This is a genomic window from Glycomyces paridis (assembly GCF_004912155.1).
Taxonomy (GTDB): Bacteria; Actinomycetota; Actinomycetes; order Mycobacteriales; family Micromonosporaceae; genus Glycomyces; species Glycomyces paridis.
Window position 1 is genome coordinate 24,839 of the sequence record NZ_STGX01000023.1, and the last position, 19,427, is coordinate 44,265.

Consider the following 19,427-nt stretch of genomic DNA (forward strand, 5'->3'; position numbering starts at 1 on the left):
TGAGTGCGAGTAGGCGTCCGATATAAGCTCACAGGGTGACTCGTAGAGCAAAAATCGTTTGCACCATCGGACCGGCGACGGCCACGCCAGAGCGCATGGCCGGCCTGATCGACGCCGGCATGAACGTGGCCCGCATGAACTTCAGCCACGGCGCCCAGGCCGACCACGAGGCCGTCTACCAGATGGTCCGCGAGGCCGCCGAGGCCGCCGGGAAGCCCGTCGCGATCCTCGCCGACATGCAGGGCCCCAAGATCCGCCTCGGCACCTTCGCCAACGGCGTTGAGCAGTGGGACGCGGGCGACCGCGTCAAGATCACCTCCGACGACGTCGAGGGCACCCACGACCGCGTCTCCTGCACCTACAAGAAGCTCCCGGGCGAGGTCTCCAAGGGCGACCGCCTCCTGGTGGACGACGGCAAGCTGGCGCTCGAAGTGCTCGGCGCCGACGACACCGACGTGGAGTGCCTGGTCGTTGAGGGCGGGCAGGTCTCCAACAACAAGGGCCTGTCGCTGCCGAACGTGAACATCTCCGTGCCCGCGCTGTCCGAGAAGGACATCTCGGACATGAAGTTCGCGCTCAACCTCGGCGTCGACCTCATCGCCATGTCGTTCGTGCGCAGCCCCGACGACGTGCGCCTGGGCCACAAGGTCATGGACGAGGTCGGCGTGCGCCGCCCGATCATCGCCAAGATCGAGAAGCCCGAGGCCGTCGCGCGCCTCGAAGCGATCGTCCTGGCCTTCGACGGCGTCATGGTCGCCCGCGGCGACCTCGGCGTCGAGATGCCCCTCGACGAGGTCCCGATCGTGCAGAAGGAGATCGTGCGCCTCTGCCGCGAGAACGCCAAGCCGGTCATCGTCGCGACCCAGATGCTCGACTCCATGATCGAGAACGCCCGGCCCACGCGCGCCGAGGTCTCCGACGTCGCCAACGCCGTCCTCGACGGCACCGACGCCGTGATGCTCTCCGGCGAGACCTCCGTCGGCAAGTACCCGATCGGCACCGTCCGCACCATGGCGAAGATCGTGGAGACCACCGAGGGCGGCCCGATCGACCTGCGGAACCTCGACCACGACCCGCGCACCAAGCCCGGCGCGGTCACCCACGCCGCCGCCGACATCGCCGACGCGATCGGCGCGAAGGCCCTCGCGGCGTTCACGCAGACCGGCGACACCGTCAAGCGCCTCGCCCGGCTCAAGCCGAGCCAGCCGATCATCGGCCTCACCCCCATCGAGAGCGTGCGCAACCAGATGGCGCTGTCGTGGGGCACCGACGCCTACCTCGTCGAGCACGTCGACCACACCGACGCGATGTTCCAGCTGGTCGACAAGACCATGCAGGAGCACCACCTGGCCGCCCCCGGCGACCTCGTGGTCATCGTGGCCGGCACGCCGGCCGGGACGCCCGGGTCGACGAACACCGTCCGGGTCCACCAGATCGGCTCGTAGATGGCGGAGGTCCTCGTGGGTCAGGACGCCGTGGACTCGCTCCTCGGCGTCCTCGACCTGGAGCAGCTCGACACGGGCCTGTACCGCGGCCCCCGCGCCGAGGTCGGGCTCCAGCGGGTCTTCGGCGGCCAGGTCGCCGGGCAGGCCCTCGTCGCCGCCGGGCGCACCGTCCCCGGCGACCGGCGCGTCCACTCGCTCCACGGCTACTTCGTGCGCCCGGGCGACTCGACCAAGCCGATCCTCTACCAGGTGGAGCACATCCGCGACGGACGCTCCTTCTCCGTACGCCGTACGGTGGCGTTGCAGGGCGGGCAGACGATCTTCTTCATGTCCGCCTCCTTCCACACCGGCGAGCCCGGCCTGGAGCACGCCGACCCGGCCCCCGCCGACCTGCCCTCCCCTGAGTCGATCCCTCCGCTGGGGGAGCAGCTCAAGGCCCACCCGGACCGGCTCGGCATGTGGGCGCGCGTGCCCCGCCCGATCGACGTCCGCTACATCGGCGGATCGGGCTTCTCGGCCTCCGGCGAGCGCCCGGCGCTGGAGCACCAGCGCGTCTGGATGAAGGCCGACGGGAAGCTCCCCGACGACCCGCTCATCCACGTGTGCGTCCTCACCTACGCCTCTGACCTGACGCTCCTGGACTCCGTCCTCAGCCGCCACGGCGCGGTCTGGGGCAACGGCGGCTACCTGGGGACGAGCCTCGACCACGCACTGTGGTTCCACCGGCCCTTCCGGTTCGACGACTGGATCCTCTACGACTCGGTCTCGCCCACCGCCGCCGACGGCCGCGGCCTCGCCCAGGGCCGCTTCTTCGACGCCCAGGGCCAGCACATCGCCACCGCGACCCAGGAGGGCCTGCTCCGGCGGACCCCCGACGACCCGCCCGGCATCCCCTGAAGGGGCCGTGACCGCTTCGCGACGGGCGGTCCGCGACGCGCGGACCGCCCCACCGCGACGGCGGTCACGCGTGCGGCGACAGTAAGCTTGAGCGAGTTCGGCAGGCGATGCCGGGGCAACCCATCCCCCCGCGCACCCTGTCCGGCGGCGACTCCCGCACGCCAGGTGAGCGCGCCGCGTCCTGCGAGCGACTTCGGAGATCCTCCAGCCATGCGTCCGACAGCAACGACACCGGCGACGACCGCCGGGACCGCCCCCGCGGCGACCCGCGAGCGCCCCGGCCACTGGCGCCCCGACATCGAGGGCCTGCGCGCCGTCGCCGTCGGCGTCGTCATCGCCGCGCACATCGGCTTCCCCTACAGCGCGGGCGGCTTCGTCGGCGTCGACGTCTTCTTCGTCATCTCCGGGTTCCTCATCACCTCGCTGCTGCTGCGCGAGATCGACCGCACCGGCAAGGTCTCCCTGACCGGCTTCTACGCCCGCCGCGCCGTGCGGCTCCTGCCCGCCGCCGCCACCGTCATGCTCGCGACGCTCGTCGCCGCCTGGGTCTGGCTCCCGCGCACCCGCCTGGGCGACATCGCCGCCGACGCGGCCGCCGCCTCGCTCAACGTCATCAACATCCGCCTCGCGTACGTCAGCACCGACTACTTCAACGCCGACGCCCCGCCCTCGCCGCTCCAGCACTTCTGGTCCCTCGCGGTCGAAGAGCAGTTCTACCTCGCGTGGCCGCTCATCCTCATCGCCGTCGCCTTCCTCACCGCGCGCCTGTACCGCGGCGAGTTCGTGCCCAAGGCCCAGATCCGCACCCGGCGCCTCGGCGCCGTCGCGACCCTCCTCGTCCTCGTCGCCGCCGGCTCGTTCGCCTTGAGCGCCACCCAGACCGCCACCGACCCGACCTGGTCCTACTTCGGCATCCACACCCGCGCCTGGGAACTCGCCGTCGGCGCGCTCATCGCCGTGGGCGCCGCCCGCCTGCGGCGCACGCCCGCGCCGCTGGCCGCGATCGCCTCCTGGGCCGGCCTGGCGCTCATCGTCGCCTCCGTGTTCGTCCTTGACGAGAACAGCGTCTTCCCCGGCTACGCCGCGGCCCTGCCGGTGGCCGGCTCGGCGCTCGTCATCGCCGCCGGGTGCGCGCCCCACCGCGGCGGCGCCGGGATGCTGCTGGGGATCGCCCCGGCGCAGTACATCGGCAAGATCTCCTACGGCCTGTACCTGTGGCACTGGCCGGTCCTGCTCATCGCCCCCGCGGTGCTCGGCATGGAGGAGCCGCAGCTGCGCTACCGGATCGGCTTCATGGTCGCGGCGTTCCTGCTCAGCGTCGCCACGTTCCACCTCGTGGAGAACCCGGTCCGCACCCGCAGGCCGCTCGTCCAGATCCCCTCGCGGGCGCTGGCGCTCGGCGGGGCGCTCATGGTGTGCACGCTCGCGGCCTCGTTCGTGGCGGTGCTCCAGCCCGCGCAGGTCACCGACGGCGAGGCGGCCGAGGAGGTCAGCGGCGCCGGCGCGACCGTCTGGCAGCTCATCGACGAGTCGGTGGGCGTCGACGCCGTCCCGGCGAACCTCGACCCTTCCCTGGACGAGGCCCCCGAGGACGTGCCCTCCTACTACGCCGAGAACTGCTTCACCGGCCAGGAGAACACGACGGTCAAGGACCACTGCTGGTTCGGCGACCCCGAAGGCGAGAAGGACCTGATCCTGTTCGGCGACTCACATGCGGCACAGTGGTTCCCGCCGCTCAACGAGCTCGCGGAGGCCTCGGGCTGGCGGATGCTGGTGCTCACCAAGTCGGGCTGCTCGATCCCCGACGTCAGCGAGTACAGCGGCACGCTCGACCGCGAGTACACCGAGTGCGCCCAGTGGCGCGACGCGGCCCTGGACCACATGGCCGAACTCGCCCCGGACATGATCGTCGCCACCTCCTCCGACAAGAAGAAGGTCCTCGAGGACGACCCCGACACCGCGTGGGTCGAGGGCTGGGAGACCTCCCTCGACCGCCTCCACGAGGCCTCCGACGAGGTCTACATCCTCGCCGACACGCCGTGGGCGGCCGGGAACGTCCCCGACTGCCTCGCGTCGAACCCCGACGACGCCTCGGCGTGCGTCAACACGCTCGACGCGGGCATCTCCCACCCCGAGCGCCGCGAGGGCGCCCTGGAGGCGGCGGCCGAGTCCGGCGCCACCGTGGTCGACCCCGTCCCCTGGATCTGCGACATGGAGGCCGGGAAGTGCCCCGTCGTGGTCGGCAACCTGCTGGTGTACCGCGACGACAGCCACCTGACGGCGACCTTCGCCTCCCACCTCGCCCCGCAGCTGGCCGCCGCGATCCCCCTCCAAGGCAACCCTTCCGGTGAAACCGCAGAAGCCGGGTGATACACACATATGAGGAGAATTTCACCCGTTAGGATGTGAAAGGACCCGCTCGACCGACGGTGTTATCGTCGGGAACCGCCCCCCGAGTGCCCGAAGTCAGCTCCAGGCCGCCCACCTGGAGGAACAAGTGCCCGACGATCCGTTCGGAGACCGACACCTATGCGTCTGACCAACGCACCACAACTGAAACGACCACCCCAGGACGAACCGCCGGAGGCCCTGGCGCGCCCCTCGCACTGGCGTCCCGACATCGAGGGCCTGCGCGCCGTCGCCGTCGGCGCCGTCATCGCCGCGCACATCGGGTTCTTCTACTCCGAGGGCGGTTTCATCGGGGTCGACGTCTTCTTCGTCATCTCCGGGTTCCTCATCACCTCGCTGCTGCTGCGCGAGATCGACCGCACCGGACGCGTCTCGCTCGCCGGGTTCTACGCCCGCCGCGCCGTGCGCCTGCTCCCGGCCGCCGTCCTCGTCCTGCTGGCGACCCTCGCCGCCTCCTGGATCTGGCTGCCGCCGACCAGGATGCGCGAACTCGCCGCCGACGCGGCCAGCGCCGCGCTCAACGTCGTCAACATCCGACTGGCGATGACCGGCACCGAGTACCTCAACGCCGAGGACCCGCCCTCGCCGCTCCAGCACTTCTGGTCCCTCGCCGTCGAGGAGCAGTACTACCTCGCGTGGCCGCTGCTGCTGCTCGCGATCGCCTTGGTGGCGAAGCGGATCTGGGGCGGGCGCTTCGCCCGGCGCGGGCACTTCCACCGCCGCCGCATGACCGCGATCGCGGCCGTCCTCGTGTTCATCGCCCTCGCCTCGTTCGCCCTCAGCGTCACGCAGTCCGCAGTGGACCCGATCTGGGCCTACTTCGGCATCCACACGCGGGCATGGGAACTCGCGGCCGGAGCGCTCGTCGCCGTCGCCGCCTCCCGGCTGCGCCGCGTCCCCAGGTGGGCCGCCGCGCTCGCCTCGTGGACGGGCCTGGGCCTCATCGTCGCCTCGGTGTTCGTCCTGGACGAGCGGACCGTGTTCCCCGGGTACGCCGCTGCCCTGCCGGTCGCCGGCACCGCGATGGTCATCGCCGCGGGCTGCGCCCCCGACCGCTTCGGCGCCACGCTGCTGCTGCGCCAGGCCCCGTTCCAGTACATCGGGAAGATCTCGTACGGCCTGTACCTGTGGCACTGGCCGCTGGTCATGATCGGCCCGGCGATCCTCGGGATCGAGGAGCCGCGCCTGCGCGACTACCTGCTGCTCATGGCCGCGGCGTTCGTCCTCGCCGTCGCCTCCTTCCACCTGGTGGAGAACCCGATCCGCACCCGCAAGCCCTTGGTGCTGGTGCCCTCGCGGGCGCTCGCCATGGGCGGGGCGCTGTTGACGACCGCGCTCACCGTCTCGCTCATGCTCGTCATGGCGCCCATGCCGACCGAGACGAACGAGGAGGCCGCCGAGGTCACCGGGAACGACACCACCGTGTGGGAGCTGCTCGACGAGTCCTCCGACGTGGACATGGTCCCTGCGAACCTCACGCCCGCGCTCGACGAGGCCTTCGACGACCAGCCCACGCTCTACGACGACGGCTGCGTCCTCGAACGCGACGTCACCGAGGTCGACGAGGACGACTGCTGGTACGGCGACCCGCAGGGGGACAAGACCCTCGTGCTCATGGGCGACTCCCATGCGGCGCAGTGGTTCCCCGCGCTCAACCAGCTCGCCGAGGCCTCCGGCTGGAAGCTGCTCGCCCTGACCAAGGCCAACTGCTCCCTCCCCGACGTCGAAGAGCTCGACTGGAAGCTGGAGCGTCGCTACACCGAATGCGAGGACTGGAAGGAGAACGCCTTCGACCTCCTCGCCGACCTCGAGCCCGACGCGGTCGTGGCCTCGGCCTACGACCACAAGGAGGTCATGGCCGACGACCCCGAGCAGGCCTGGGAGGACGGCTGGGTGACCAGCGTCGAGCGCCTGGACGAGGTCGCCGACCGGGTGTACTACATGGCCGACTCGACCGACCTCATCGACGACGTCCCCGACTGCCTCGCGCAGAACCCCGAGGACGCCAGCGTGTGCGTCGGCGACATGGAGAAGGCCATCGTGCTCCCGAAGGAGGAGCGACAGTCCCTCATGGACGCCGTCGCCGACGCGGGCGCCGAGGTCGTCGACCCCATTCCGTGGCTGTGCGACATCGACCAGGGCACCTGCCCGGTCGTGATCGGCAACATCCTCGTCTACCGCGACTCCAACCACCTCTCGGCCCGCTTCGTCGCCGAACTCGCCCCGCAGATCGCCGTCGCGATCCCGTTGGAGGCGGCGGAGGCCGACACCGAGTAGTCCCGGGACACACCACAACCCACCGAGGTGGGCCCGCATTCCGACCGGAATGTAGGCTCACCTCGGATTCATATGCGGGACAAAAGGAGTCGTCCGGATGGAACGCGTCGCACCCTGGCTCAAGGCCGTCAACACCGTCCTCACCCCCGCGATCGCCGGGCGCCGCAAGAAGGTCGACCGCCTCCTCGACCGCGCCGTGCGCGAGGCCGAGCACCGCACCGGCTCCACCGCCCACGGCGACGAGGAGTTCATCGAGGACATGCGGGTCCTCCTCACCGGGTACGCCGACGTCCACGGCCTCACCGTCACCGGCTGGGTCGGCGGCCTCCAGGAGGTCACCGACCGCATCGAGAGCCGCCTGCGCATCCGCAAGCTCCACGCCATCAGCCCCGAGATCGCCGACGAGCACATCGCCCGGCCCGTGATCGTCACCGGCGTCCCCCGCACCGGCACCGCCGTCCTCCAGCGCCTCCTCGCCGCCTCCGGCGGCCACCGCGCGCCCCTCATGCGCGAACTCATGCACCCCGACCTCGACGGCGCCCCCGCCGACCCCCGCCGCCGCGCCGAACGCACCGTCGAGGCCGTCCGCAAGGCCGTCCCCACCTTCGGCGACGTCTACGACATGCACCCCGACAAGCCCGACTCGTGCGTGTGGGTCCTCCCGCACAGCGTCAACCACCTCGTGCGCGCCCACCCGCCCGGGTACGTCCAGTGGATGCTCGACCGCGACTGCACCCGCGACTACCGCTACCTCAAGCAGACCCTCCAGGTCCTCCAGCACGGGCGCCCGCGGCGCCGCTGGATCCTGCGCGCCCCCGCCCACCTGTGGCACCTCGACGCGCTCCTCAAGGCCTTCCCCGACGCGCAGCTCGTGTGGACCCACCGCGACCCCGCGACCGCGCTCGCGTCCCTGTGCTCGATGAGCGAGACCGCCACCGCCCTCATCGCCGGCGAGGCCGACCCCCACGAGATCGGCCGGAACTGGCTCGGGCTCCTGTCCACCGGCATCGACCGCGCCCGCGCCCAGCGCGCCCGCATCCACCCCTCCGCGGTCGTCGACGTCCCCTACCGCCACCTCACCGGCGAGGCCCGGCAGCGCCTCCCCGAACTGTTCGAGCGCCTCGGCGCCCCCTGGGGCGCGAACGAGCGGGCCGCCCTCGACGCCGCGCTGGCCGACCGGGGGAGCCCGCACACGTACGACCTGGCCCGGTACGGGCTCACCGAAGGCGAGGTCGACCGGGTCCTGGCCGATTACCGGCGCGAGTTCGCGGACTGCCTCTAGAGGTCGAGCGCGAAGCCCCACAGGAGCACGTCGGGCACGGGGGACCAGTCCAGGCGCGGTGCGCGCTCGAACCCGAGGCGCTCGTAGATCCGGTGCGCCCCGGTCATCTCCCGCAGGGAGCACAGGACGACCCGCTTGACGCCAGGATCGGCCCGCGAGAGATCGACGCACGCGGCGGCCAGCGCCGAGCCGACGCCGCGGCCTTGCGCGGCGGGGTCGACCGCGAGCATCCGGATCTCGGACTCGCCGGGGCCCGCCAGCTCGGCCATCGCCGAGCCGGGGAACGCGAGGGTGACGCCGCCGAGCAGGGCGCCGCCGGTGGCACTGTCGTTCGGGGCGCTGGCTTCGGCGGCGACGAGCACGAGCGCCTCGGCGGCCCGGTGGGCGACGTCCCGCAGGCGCGGCGTGTACGGATCGTCGAGGCCTTTGAGGAGCAGGCCGCCTTCGAGGTAGGAGCGCACGGACACCTCGCCGAGCGCCTCGTGCTCGGCGGGGAGGATCGGCCGGATCGCGTAGTCGCTGGAGTTCACCCCGGAATGCTGCCACGCGTGCGGGCCCGCCGCCACCGTCCGCCGCCGCCCCGGCGGTGAAGGGCGGCAGGGGAACGGCGGTCGGCCACCGTGCGCGCATGCATCGTCTAGGATCGATGTCACACCTCACAGCGTCGTGATTCCCTGCCCCCCAGGCCACCTCGAAGGGAACCCCCATGTCCCCAGCAACGGCCGAGGACGACTTCCTGAAGGTCAAGGCCCTCCTCGCTCCGCCCGCGTCGTCGGCCGAGCATGTGCTCCGGCTCTCCGAGGGCGCCCCCGCCGACCGGCTCGAGCGCATCCGCGACGCGCTCGTCGACCGCGCCCCGTTCGCACTCGTCGACTGCGCCGACTACGCGCCCGAGTCGCTGCCGAAGCTCCTCGCCGAGGTCAAGACCAGGCTCGCCCGCCCCTGCGCCCACTACCCGCGGCTGCTGTTCCGGCGCTTGGAGGTCGGGCTCACCGTCATCGCGAACCCGATCGGCAACGACATCGAGATCGCCTACTCGCGCGCGTTCAAGGACGCGGCGAAGAAGATCATCGCCCCGCCCCCGCTGGGGAACGAGCAGGCCGGTGGCCTGGTCGCGCTCCTGGCGCAGATCGGCCCGCAGATCGCGCTCGCAGGCGCGGTGGCGGCCTCGGTCGTCCAGCGCCGCTACCCCTCCCTCTACGAGTTCTACAAGTGGTACGGCCACCGCGACCGCGGCGAGCGGCACATGCCCGAGACGCTCCTGGGCGAGCTCAACAACTGGGCCCACCCGCCCGGCGAGCACGCCGTCCCCGACCGGGCCCAGCGCGACCGCCTCCTCATCGAGGCGCTCCTGGCCGACCTGCGCCACGCCTACGGGCGCGGGCGCCTCGCCGGCCGCAACTGGTACCGCGCCGTCGTCCTGCTGCGCCGCTCCGACGGCGAGACCGGCCGCCTCCTCCTGGAACAGCTCGAACAGGTCCTGCGCGAACTGCGCGGCGCCCAGATCCCGCCGCCGCCGGTCCTGGTGGTCGCCGACCGACGGAGCGCCGCATGAGCACCGACCAGCTGACCCTGCGCCCCAGCGAAGGCGCCATGACCTGGGTCCGGCGCCGCCGCCGCAGCCGCCGGACCGCCCTCGCGGCGGCCGTCGCGGTCCTCGCGGGCGCAGCCGTCTACTTCGGACCGATCCTGTACGGCCGGTGGCAGTGCGGCGGCATCGGCGAGGACATCCGCCTCATGGACGACGAGTGCATCGGCGTCACCGACGGGTCCTTCGTCTTCCAGGACCAGTTCACCGAGGTCCAGGAGAACATCAAGGCCGAGAACGACTGGGCCGCCGAGCAGGCCCGGAAGGAAGGCCTGCCGGTCGTCAAGATCGCCCTCCTCACCACCCTCACCACCACCGACGACAGCGCCATGAGCGCCGACAAGATCCAGAGCGCCCTCGAAGGCGCCTACGTCGCCCTCCACCGCGCCAACCGCACCCAGGAGCTCGGCGACCGCGTCCGGTACGTCCAGCTCCACCTCGCCAACGAAGGCGCCCGCCAGACCCACTGGGAAGCGGTCGTCGGCGACCTCGAAGGGATGCTCGACGACGAGGTGCCCCTCGTCGCCGTCATGGGCCAGGGCGTCAGCAGCGACAACACCGTCGCCGCCGCCGAACGCCTCGCCGCCGCGGGCATCCCCATGGTCACCGGCGTCACCACCGCCGACGGCATCGACCACGACGCCGTCGACGGCCTCATCCGCTCGGCCCCCAGCAACACCGACTTCGCCGTCGCCCTCCACCGGTACATGGAGTCGCGGCCCGAACTCGAAAGCGCCGTCCTCGTCTACGACAGCACCGCCCAGGACCGGTACACCACCACCCTGCGCACCGCCTACGAAGCCGAACTCGGCGACTACATCAGCGGCTCCCACCAGCCGTTCCCCGGACGCTCCATCGAGACCGGCGGACCCGAGGTCTTCGACCCCATCACCCGCAACATCTGCGCCGCCGAACCCGACACGGTCCTGTTCGCCGGGCGCGAACCCGACCTCAAGGTCTTCCTCGAAGCACTCAGCGTCCGCGCCTGCCTCGACCGCCACCTCACCGTCCTCTTCGGCGTCACCGGCACCGACATGCAGCGCGAGGACGAGATCGCCGAATGGACCTCGGCGGGGAACTTCGAAGTCCTCTACGCCGCCGGAGCCGACCCCGGCTGGGCCACCGGCGCCGCCCCCGCACCCGAGGGCTTCGCGGCCTTCCAGTCCTACTTCACCGCGCTGGTCGACAGCGACCCCGAGGCCCTCGCCGACGGCTACGCCGTGACCTACCACGACGCGCTGGCGACGGCGATCAGCGCCGTGCGCATCACCAACCCGTGGGAGGTCGAGGCCCCGGCCGCCGTCGACGTGCGCGAACACCTCCTGCTCCTCAACAGCGAACAGGTCGTACGCGGCGCCAGCGGCACACTGAGCTTCGCCGACAACCGCGGCGGCAACCCCGGCGGCAAATGGGTGCCGGTCGTCCCGCTGCCCTACCCCGACGACCCCGAAGCACTGCCGGACCTCGACACCTACATCACCCCGAGCCAGTGACGGCACGGGAGTAGACCGCGACGGGACGGGTACCCCCTCACCGCAGGACCTTCAGCGAGAGGAGGGGGCGCATGGGCGCTTTCGACAAGGCGAAGGACAAGGCCGAGCAGCTCAAGGGCAAGGCCAAGGAGAAGCTCGGCGACGCGACCGACAACGAGAGCCTCGAGAACGAGGGCCGTCGCGACGAACTCAAGGGGAAGGCCAAGGAGGAGTTCCACGACCTCCGAGAGAAGGGCGAGGACAAACTCCACGACGCCAAGGAACGCCTCACCGACTCCGGGGAGGACGGCGACCGGCGCTGACCGGGAGCATGGGAGGGGCCGGGCCGCGATGCGGCCCGGCCCCTCCCACGCCCTGACACGGCGGGCCTCACCCCTCCACGGGCTTGAACACCGACGTGAACACCACCGTGTCCGCCGGGAACCGCTCCGCCGCGAACGCCTCCATCTCCGGCGTCACCAGCAGCGCGTCCACCAGCGCCACACCGTGGTCCACGTCGGCCCAGCCCCCGAACACCACCGCCGGGAACGCCGCCGCCACCTCGTCGGCGATCGCCTGGAGCTCCGCCTCGCCCAGCTCCTCCGCCGGGTCGCCGAACTCCGGATCGGCGTACGCCAGCTCCGGATAATCCGACAGGTCCACCTCGTCCAACGGCACCGCCGCCTCCGACAGCACCAGCGACTCCCCGTCGAACACCCCCGTCACCAGGTACGCGCCCCACCGCACCCCCGAAGCCTCCTCATGAGCCACCGACTCCCAGTCCCACCCGGACACCGGCAGCCCGCCGCACTGCGGCGGATACGACTCCGCCACCGCCCCGCACAACTCCGGCGACCCCTCCGGATCGTCCTGGAGCACCGTCAAAGCACCCCGGTACACCGTCCCGTCCCCCGAACCCGTCGGCGACCCGTCCGAACACGTCCTCCCCGTATCGCACGCCGCGTCACCCGACCCGCCGTCACCCGAACCCCGACCGCACCCCGCCAGCGCCAGCACCGCCGCGAACACGGCGACGCCTCGCAATGCCATTCGTCCCCTCATGCCCCTTCGACGCCCCTCCCCGACCCCCGGTTCCCAGTCGAATAACGGATAACCGAAAACGCACCCCGATGCTAGGTTTGGCCCGGCGCCAAGAGCGCCCTCCGGCCGGCGCCGACCGCCGAACCGCCCGCGGCGAGTACCCCCGCACGCCGCCGCCCACCATGAGGAGCCTCCGCCCATGAGCGAGCGATTCCACACCCGTGCCGCGATCGCCGCAGGCATCACCGTCCTGTGCTGGGCCTCGGCCTTCGTCTCCATCCGCGACGCCGGACGCCACCTCGACCCCGGACCGCTCACCCTCGGCCGCGCCGGCGTCGCCGCCGTCGTCCTCCTCGCCGTCTGGGCCGTACGACGCGAAGGCCTCCCCTCCAAACGAGCCTGGCCCGGCATCGCCACCTCCGGCGTCCTCTGGTTCGGCGTCTACATGATCGCCCTCAACTGGGGCGAACAGCTCGTCGACGCCGGCACCGCCGCCCTCATCGTCAACATCGGACCCATCCTCATCGCCCTCCTCGGCGGCTGGGTCCTCAAGGAGGGCTTCCCGCCCCGCCTCTTCCTCGGCATCGCCGTCTCCTTCGCCGGCGTCGCCGTCGTCAGCCTCTCCATGTCCCAGCACGGCGCCGCCTCCGTCGCCGGCGTCCTGCTCTGCCTCGTCTCCGCGATCACCTACGCGATCAGCGTCGTGGTCCAGAAGCCGACCCTCCAGCACTGCAGCTCCCTCCAGTTCACCGCGTTCGGCAACGCCATCGCCGCCGTCCTGTGCCTGCCCTTCGCGCCCCTGCTGTTCTCCCAGCTCGACGCCGCCCCGGCCTCGGCGACCCTCCACGTCCTCTACCTCGGACTGTTCCCCACCGCGCTGGCCTTCCTCACCTGGGGCTACGCCCTCAGGTTCACCACCGCCGGGAAACTCGGCGCCACGACCTACGTCGTCCCCGCGATCGTGGTCGTCCTCTCCTGGCTGCTCCTCGGCGAGATCCCGACCTGGCTCACCCTCGCCGGCGGCGCACTCGCCCTCATCGGCGTCGCCATCTCCCGCTCGCGGGCCCGCAAGAGCGCGCCCCCCGTCGAGGCCACCGACGCGGCCGCCCCCGCCGAACGGACCTGACTCAGGGCGCCAGACGCTCGGCCAGGCGGTCGAGGCGGGCTTTCCACGCCGCCTTGGCCGCCGTCACCTCCTCAGGGGAGCCCAACCGCTCCACCTGAACCTGCACGGCGGTCTTCGCCTCGCCCTTCGCGACGAGGTTCGCCTGCACGCGCGTGCCGTCCGAGGCGTCGAACCTGATCGACTTCGGCGGGGCCGCGCTGCGCTGCGTCAGTTCGAGGTCGCCGAGCCACCCGGCCTGCTCCTCGGGGTCGGCGAGCTGCTCGAAGGCCGCCCCGATCGCGACCGGGACGGTCTTGGAGGCGCTGGCCGAGAAGGTGCCGTCGGGGCGCTGGCCGGGTTCGCGCAGGCCGCGCTCCTGCTCGTAGCCGATGGTGATGGACTGCGCCCACCAGCCGTCGAGCTCGAACTCGGCGACCAGCAGGCGCGCGATGGCGGCGTGGTCGAGTTTCGCCGCGTCCCGCTCGTCGAGGAGGCCGAGCCAGGTCCGCCAGTCCGCCCCGGTCGCCTCGATGAGGGCCTGGTCGGACATGGTCTGACGGCGCGGCGCCGTGGGTGCACCCATGACTCCAGGGTAGGGGAGGGGCGCGGCGCCAGTGTCCGTTTCACGACAGGCGTTTTCAGACCCGTTGCGCCCCAACGCACCTGAAAGCCCACGCGGTGGTCCTCCCGCCGCTTTCAGGCGATTTGCGGCAGTCGCGGCCGGATCGGGCCTTACAGTTCCTCCTCGTACCCGACTCGGAACGGAGCCCGCATGATCCCTGCCCGCCCGATTGCGGCGGCACTCGCCGCCGCCCTCGTCCTCCTGCCCGCCGCGGCGGCCCAGGCCGCACCGGAACCGCCCCCGTACGTCGCCCTCGGCGACTCGTACTCCTCGGGCACCGGCGCCGGACGGTACGCCGACGACGACTGCCTGCGCTCGGACCTGGCCTATCCGCGGCTCCTGGCGAACAGCCTCGGGGTGCCGCTCGCCCACCAGGCCTGCTCGGGCGCCACGAGCGCCGACCTCCTCGCGCGGCAGCTCGACCCGCTCGGCGAGGACACCGAACTGGTGACGATCACGATTGGCGGCAACGACATCGGCTGGGCCGAGGCGATCAAGGCGTGCATCACGCCCTTCACGAAGTGCACCGACGACATCGAAGAGGCCGAAGCCCGGATCGTCGAGGAGCTGCCGGGCCTGCTCGACGGCGTCTACGGCGCGGTGCGCGACCGGGCGCCGGGAGCCGACGTCTACGTCCTGGGCTACCCGCGCCTGTTCAACGAGCGGGACGAGTGCGACGCCTTCGGGCAGACGAGCCTGGCCGAGCAGCGGCTCATGAACGGGGCGGCCGACCTGCTCGCGTCGGTGATCGAGGAGTCCGCCGCCGCGCACGGGTTCTTCTACGTGGACGTGCGGTCGGCCTTCGAGGGCCACGCGGTGTGCGACGAGGTCGCCTACCTCCACGGCCTGCGCTACCCGGCCGCGGAGTCCTACCACCCGAACGCGCTGGGGCACGCGAACGCGTACTTCCCGGCGATCGCCGGCGTGCTCTGAAGTGGACCAGGGCCCGGCGGCGACGCCGGGCCCTTCCGGCTATTGCCAGCGGTCGGGCAGTGCCGCGAAGCCCGGGTCGACCACCGCGTAGCGGCCGACGTTCCACGTCCAGGCGCGCACCCGCGTGAGCGGGTGGTCGGGGAACTGGGCGTCGAAGGCCGGGTCGTCGCCGCGGTGGAACGGCAGCTTCGTCCGCAGCTGCGGGTCGAACGGGTGGGGCATGACCCAGTTGTCGAAGCCCAACTGCGCCATGAGGGTCGCCTCGCGCAGCCCCGACATGCCGTGCTCGGCGGCCATGTACATCAGCTGCGCGTAGTTCGGGGCCTTCGCGAGCGTGAAGGAGGCGAGGAACCTCTGGCCGCTCTGCGCGTGGTTGTTGGGCACCTTGATGAGCTGGCGCACGGCGGTGACCCCGCCGAGGTTGGCGAGGTCGACCTCGATGAGACATCCGGCCTCGGCGTACATCCCGGCGAATCCGCGCCGCAGGGCGTGCTGGTCATGTAGCCATTCGACCGGGAAGGGGGTCCCCTCCACGACTTTGACGACGGCGACGTCGCCGGTCCGCGGGTCGGTCCAGGTGGACGAGTCCTGTTGCTGGAGACCGGCAGTGTTGAAGGAGATGACCATGGGGAGAGATTAACCTGCCTCATGTTCACATTCGAGACTGGACGGACGCCCTCCCGCCTTCCGAACCTCCGTCTCTTATAGACCAATTGTGACGCCTCAGGCCTGCAATGCCAGCGCCAGCGGATGCACCGACGACGCCCCCGCCTCGCGCAGCCGCATGGCCGCCACGGTCGCCGACCAGCCGCTGTCGCGCACGTCGTCCACCAGCAGCACACCGGTCCCCGGGACCGGGAAGTCCACGGTGAACGCGTCGAGGACCTGCTGGAGGCGCTGCGCGCTGTTCGCCCGCGGCGCCCCCGAGGACGCGCTCGGCGTCCGGCCCAGCGCGCCCAGGTACTCCATGCGGCCGAGTCGCGCGATCCGCTCGGCCAGCCCGTTCACCAAGCGCGGGCGCGAGAGCGATCCCATCGAGACGACCGCCGAGGGGCGCTCGGACCAGTCCCAGGCGGCGAGCACCTTGACCACCGCCCCGAACACGTCCTCGGGCACCTCCCGGTCGGCGCCGTCGGCGAGCAGCGCCCGCAGCGGGCCGCCCCAGCCGATGTCGGAGAGCCGCGCGAGTGCCCGGCCCGCCTCGGCGCCGCGCTCGGCCGGGATCTTGCCCTTGAGGTCGATGCCGATCGCCTGCAAACCCGTGGGCCACATGCGCTTCGCCTCGAACGCCACGCCGGGTTTGGACAGGGCCGAGGCCGCGCCCTCGGCGGCCTCGGCCGAGACCTTCGCCTCGGTGCGGTCGCCGGTGCAGTTGTCGCAGCGCCCGCAAGGCTCGGCGCCCGCGTCGTCGAGCTCGGCGCGCAGGAACTCCAGGCGGCACCGGTCGGTGGCCTCGTAGGCGAGCATCCGCTGCTGCTCGTGGCGCCGGGCGGCGGCGACCCGCTCGTAGCGCTCGGCGTCGTAGACCCACGGCGCGCCGGTGGACTCCCAGCCGCCCTTGACGCGGCGGACCGCGCCGTCCACGTCGAGGACCTTGAGCATCATCTCCAGTCGGGAGCGGCGCAGGTCCACGCGCGTCTCCAGCGCGGCCGTCGACAGCGAGCGGCCCTCGGCGGCGAGCACGTCGAGCGTGCGGCGCACGGCCTCCTCGGCCGGGAACGACAGCGACCCGAAGTAGTCCCAGATCGCGCGGTCCTCGCTGCCGGGCAGCAGGACCACCTCGGCGCGGTCGCGGGCGCGCCCGGCGCGGCCGATCTGCTGGTAGTAGGCCACGGGGGAGGAAGGTGCTCCCAAGTGGACGACGAAGCCGAGGTCGGGCTTGTCGAAGCCCATGCCGAGCGCGCTCGTCGCCACGAGGGCCTTGATGCGGTTGGCGAGGAGGTCCTCCTCGCGTTCGAGGCGCTCGGCGTTGTCGGTGCGGCCGGTGTAGGAGGCGACGGTGTGGCCGCGCCCGTTGAGGTAGTCGCTGACCTCCTCGGCGGCGGCCACGGTGAGCGTGTAGACGATCCCCGAGCCGTCCATGCGAGGCAGGTGCTCGTCGAGCCAGGCGAGGCGGTGGGCGTTGTCGGGCAGGTCGGCCACCGAGAGCCGCAGCGACTCGCGGTCGAGGCTGCCGCGAAGCACGAGGGTCGCCTCGGCGTGCGGGTGGTCCTCGTGGGCGCCGTCGTTGTGGCGGCGGTCGAGCTGCTCGGCGATGTCGGCCGAGACGCGCGCGTTCGCGGTCGCGGTCGTGGCGAGCACCGGGACCTCGGCGGGCAGGTCGTCCAGGAACGAGGCGATGCGCCGGTAGTCGGGGCGGAAGTCGTGGCCCCAGTCGGAGATGCAGTGGGCCTCGTCGACCACGAGGAGGCCGCAGCCCGCGGCGAGCTTGGGGAGCTGGTAGTCGCGGAAGGACGGGTTGTTCAGCCGCTCGGGGCTGATGAGGAGCACGTCGACGGCGTCCTCGGCAATCGCCTCGGCGATCGCGTCCCAGTCCTCGGGGTTGGCCGAGTTGATGGTGCGGGCGCGCACGCCCGCGCGCTCGGCGGCCTCGATCTGGTTGCGCATGAGCGCCAGGAGCGGCGAGACGATGACCGTGGGGCCCGCGCCGCGGCGGCGCAGCAGCGACGTGGCGGTGAAGTACACCGCGGACTTGCCGAACCCGGTGCGCTGCACCAGGAGCACGCGGCGCCCGACCGCGTCGCGCCGCCCCTCTGCGGCGCCGCCGCAGAGCGCCTCGATCGCCCGCCACTGGTCGGCCCGCAGCCGCGCGTGCTCGCCCGCGAGGGCGCGCAGCAGCGCCTCGGCCTCCTCGCGCAGCGCCCCTCCGCTGGTTGGCCCGCTGCCGGTCACCCCGCTGCCGGTCGCTTCGCCGTCATGTCCCGTTTCGCCGTGTCCCGCCATAGGCACCGTTGTACCCCATCCCTGTGACGATCCGAGCCCGCCCCGGGCCCGGGGCGCCGCGCCGGTGCGCCGCTCCGTTCGCGGTGCTGGCCGCGCGGCGATGTGGCGAGGGCAGCTCGCGTTCGAGGCGATGTCGTACCCGGCGGGTACTTTTGAACCAGGGGTCCCTTAAGACGGGAATATCATGATATTTCGGTGTAAGTCCAGTCGTCGGTGTCGTCGGGTTCCGTCCCGTCCGGATCGTCGAGCTCCGCGGCGAGGAGCTTGAGGTCGTAGACCGACATGCGCTGGGACCGGTCCGCCCTGCCCTTCGAGCTCACCGTCACGCCGTCCTCGCGCAACAGGTCCGGCACGTCCTTACCGGTGCGCCCGTCCGCCCACCGGAACCCCTCAGAGACCGTGCCGCCCGCCGTCAGCACCCGGTACGCCTGCTCCACGCTCCCGTCCCGCATGTACGCGCCGACCTGCCGCGGCCCGGTGCCGATCAGCTCCGCCAGATCCCCGTACGAGGTCCAGGTGCCCTCCGGCAGCGCCTCCACGACCCGGCGCACCAGCTCCCATTCCCGTTCAGTGGTCATCTCGGCAATCTACGGGGCGCCCCGCCGGGCGTCGCCCGCCACCCGGGGCGCGCTCACCCGCTACGGACGCACCACTTGGTGTTAACGTCGAACCAGACAGGGGAGCCGATTGGCTGAGAGTGCGGAACCGACCGCAGACCCTCACACCTGATCCGGGTAATACCGGCGTAGGAAGTCGTTCGTCGACCGCTGTCGCGTCGTGTCCCTGCATTTCGTGAAAGGCATGCCCATGCCCGACAGCACCCTCCCCGCGGCCCCCGGCCGCTGGCGCACCGTCGACATCCTCACCTGCGCCGTCCTCGCCGTCGCCTTCGGCGTCGTCTTCTGGGCCTGGAACTTCGTCTGGGCCGGAATGGAACCGGTCCTCAAGTTCCTGCCCCCGCTCGCCGGCGTCCTCTACGGCCTGTGGCTCATCCCCGCCGTCCTCGCCCCGCTCATCGTCCGCCGCGCCGGCGCCGGCGTCCTCACCGAGGCCCTCGCCGCCACCGTCTCCGCGCTCCTCGGCTCCTTCTGGGGCGTCTTCGTCGTCTACCAGGGCCTCATCCAGGGCCTCGGCGGCGAACTCGCCTTCGCCGCCGGACGCTACCGCCGCTACGACACCGCCATCGCCGCCGCCTCCGGCGCCCTCGCGGCCCTCTTCGCCACCCTCTTCGACGTCTTCGTCTACTACCCGAACTACGACCTGTGGACCTACCAGGTGCCCTACGTCGCCTTCGCCATGGTCTCGGGCGCCCTCGTCGCCGGACTCGGCTCCAAGGCCCTCGTCAAGGCCATGCTCCCCACCGGCGTCCTCGACCGGTTCCCCGCCGGACGCGAACGGGCCCGGATCTGACCC

At 71.9% G+C, this 19,427-nt stretch carries 17 protein-coding genes and 1 riboswitch; of the genes, 11 read left to right on the plus strand and 6 right to left on the minus strand.

Annotated elements, in window-relative coordinates; translation table 11 throughout:
* The first annotated feature begins 35 nt into the window (after positions 1 to 35).
* The 5 genes from pyk (at position 36) to E9998_RS23390 (ending at position 8,310) form a co-directional block, all read left to right on the plus strand.
* On the plus strand, positions 36 to 1,445 hold the full coding sequence (pyk, locus tag E9998_RS23370) for a pyruvate kinase (RefSeq protein WP_136532162.1): 1,410 nt from the start codon (positions 36 to 38) through the stop codon (positions 1,443 to 1,445).
* A complete protein-coding gene (locus E9998_RS23375; RefSeq protein WP_136532163.1) occupies positions 1,446 to 2,342 on the plus strand; it encodes an acyl-CoA thioesterase in 897 nt (298 codons plus the stop codon).
* Positions 2,343 to 2,552: 210 nt separating this feature from the next.
* Positions 2,553 to 4,712, plus strand: a complete 2,160-nt coding sequence (locus E9998_RS23380; protein ID WP_136532164.1) for an acyltransferase family protein — start codon at positions 2,553 to 2,555, stop codon at positions 4,710 to 4,712.
* 159 nt (positions 4,713 to 4,871) lie between these two features.
* Complete coding sequence (locus tag E9998_RS23385) at positions 4,872 to 7,028, plus strand: acyltransferase family protein (protein ID WP_136532165.1); 2,157 nt, start codon at positions 4,872 to 4,874, stop codon at positions 7,026 to 7,028.
* 97 nt (positions 7,029 to 7,125) lie between these two features.
* Positions 7,126 to 8,310: a sulfotransferase family protein gene (locus tag E9998_RS23390; protein ID WP_136532166.1), complete on the plus strand. Its 1,185-nt coding sequence runs from the start codon at positions 7,126 to 7,128 to the stop codon at positions 8,308 to 8,310.
* Here E9998_RS23390 and E9998_RS23395 read toward each other — a convergent pair.
* Positions 8,307 to 8,840: a GNAT family N-acetyltransferase gene (locus tag E9998_RS23395; RefSeq protein WP_136532167.1), complete on the minus strand. Its 534-nt coding sequence runs from the start codon at positions 8,838 to 8,840 to the stop codon at positions 8,307 to 8,309. The two genes, E9998_RS23390 and E9998_RS23395, sit on opposite strands and share 4 nt — an antisense overlap.
* Before the next feature lie 176 nt (positions 8,841 to 9,016).
* Here E9998_RS23395 and E9998_RS23400 point away from each other — a divergent pair, with 176 nt between their 5' ends.
* The 3 genes from E9998_RS23400 (at position 9,017) to E9998_RS23410 (ending at position 11,693) form a co-directional block, all read left to right on the plus strand.
* Positions 9,017 to 9,865, plus strand: coding sequence for a hypothetical protein (locus E9998_RS23400; protein WP_136532168.1), 849 nt, complete (start codon positions 9,017 to 9,019; stop codon positions 9,863 to 9,865).
* A complete protein-coding gene (locus tag E9998_RS23405) occupies positions 9,862 to 11,391 on the plus strand; it encodes an ABC transporter substrate-binding protein (protein WP_136532169.1) in 1,530 nt (509 codons plus the stop codon). Before E9998_RS23400 ends, E9998_RS23405 begins: the two co-directional genes overlap by 4 nt.
* Before the next feature lie 71 nt (positions 11,392 to 11,462).
* On the plus strand, positions 11,463 to 11,693 hold the full coding sequence (locus tag E9998_RS23410) for a CsbD family protein (RefSeq protein WP_136532170.1): 231 nt from the start codon (positions 11,463 to 11,465) through the stop codon (positions 11,691 to 11,693).
* Between the two features lie 67 nt (positions 11,694 to 11,760).
* Here E9998_RS23410 and E9998_RS25595 read toward each other — a convergent pair whose 3' ends face one another.
* On the minus strand, positions 11,761 to 12,420 hold the full coding sequence (locus E9998_RS25595; RefSeq protein ID WP_204745618.1) for a hypothetical protein: 660 nt from the start codon (positions 12,418 to 12,420) through the stop codon (positions 11,761 to 11,763).
* 190 nt (positions 12,421 to 12,610) lie between these two features.
* Here E9998_RS25595 and E9998_RS23420 point away from each other — a divergent pair, with 190 nt between their 5' ends.
* A complete protein-coding gene (locus E9998_RS23420; RefSeq protein ID WP_136532171.1) occupies positions 12,611 to 13,537 on the plus strand; it encodes a DMT family transporter in 927 nt (308 codons plus the stop codon).
* 1 nt (position 13,538) lies between these two features.
* Here the strand turns inward: E9998_RS23420 and E9998_RS23425 are convergent, their stop codons facing one another.
* The gene (locus E9998_RS23425) at positions 13,539 to 14,099 is read right to left on the minus strand and encodes a hypothetical protein (protein ID WP_136532172.1); all 561 of its coding nucleotides are present in this window, start codon (positions 14,097 to 14,099) and stop codon (positions 13,539 to 13,541) included.
* Positions 14,100 to 14,288: 189 nt separating this feature from the next.
* Between E9998_RS23425 and E9998_RS23430 the strand changes: the two genes are divergently transcribed.
* Positions 14,289 to 15,071, plus strand: coding sequence for an SGNH/GDSL hydrolase family protein (locus E9998_RS23430; RefSeq protein ID WP_136532173.1), 783 nt, complete (start codon positions 14,289 to 14,291; stop codon positions 15,069 to 15,071).
* Positions 15,072 to 15,110: 39 nt separating this feature from the next.
* On the opposite strand, the gene E9998_RS23435 is transcribed toward E9998_RS23430, so the two are convergent.
* From E9998_RS23435 to E9998_RS23445, 3 genes are all read right to left on the minus strand, one after another.
* A complete protein-coding gene (locus E9998_RS23435; RefSeq protein ID WP_136532174.1) occupies positions 15,111 to 15,698 on the minus strand; it encodes a hypothetical protein in 588 nt (195 codons plus the stop codon).
* Positions 15,699 to 15,794: 96 nt separating this feature from the next.
* The gene (locus E9998_RS23440) at positions 15,795 to 18,014 is read right to left on the minus strand and encodes a RecQ family ATP-dependent DNA helicase (RefSeq protein WP_136532175.1); all 2,220 of its coding nucleotides are present in this window, start codon (positions 18,012 to 18,014) and stop codon (positions 15,795 to 15,797) included.
* Positions 18,015 to 18,196: 182 nt separating this feature from the next.
* Positions 18,197 to 18,592 carry an MGMT family protein gene (locus E9998_RS23445; RefSeq protein WP_136532176.1) on the minus strand — a complete coding sequence of 132 codons (396 nt, stop codon included), beginning with the start codon at positions 18,590 to 18,592 and terminating at the stop codon, positions 18,197 to 18,199.
* Positions 18,593 to 18,680: 88 nt separating this feature from the next.
* Positions 18,681 to 18,783: riboswitch (TPP riboswitch) on the plus strand.
* A gap of 38 nt (positions 18,784 to 18,821) precedes the next feature.
* Here E9998_RS23445 and E9998_RS23450 point away from each other — a divergent pair.
* Positions 18,822 to 19,424, plus strand: a complete 603-nt coding sequence (locus tag E9998_RS23450; RefSeq protein WP_136532177.1) for an ECF transporter S component — start codon at positions 18,822 to 18,824, stop codon at positions 19,422 to 19,424.
* Positions 19,425 to 19,427: the final 3 nt, after the last annotated feature.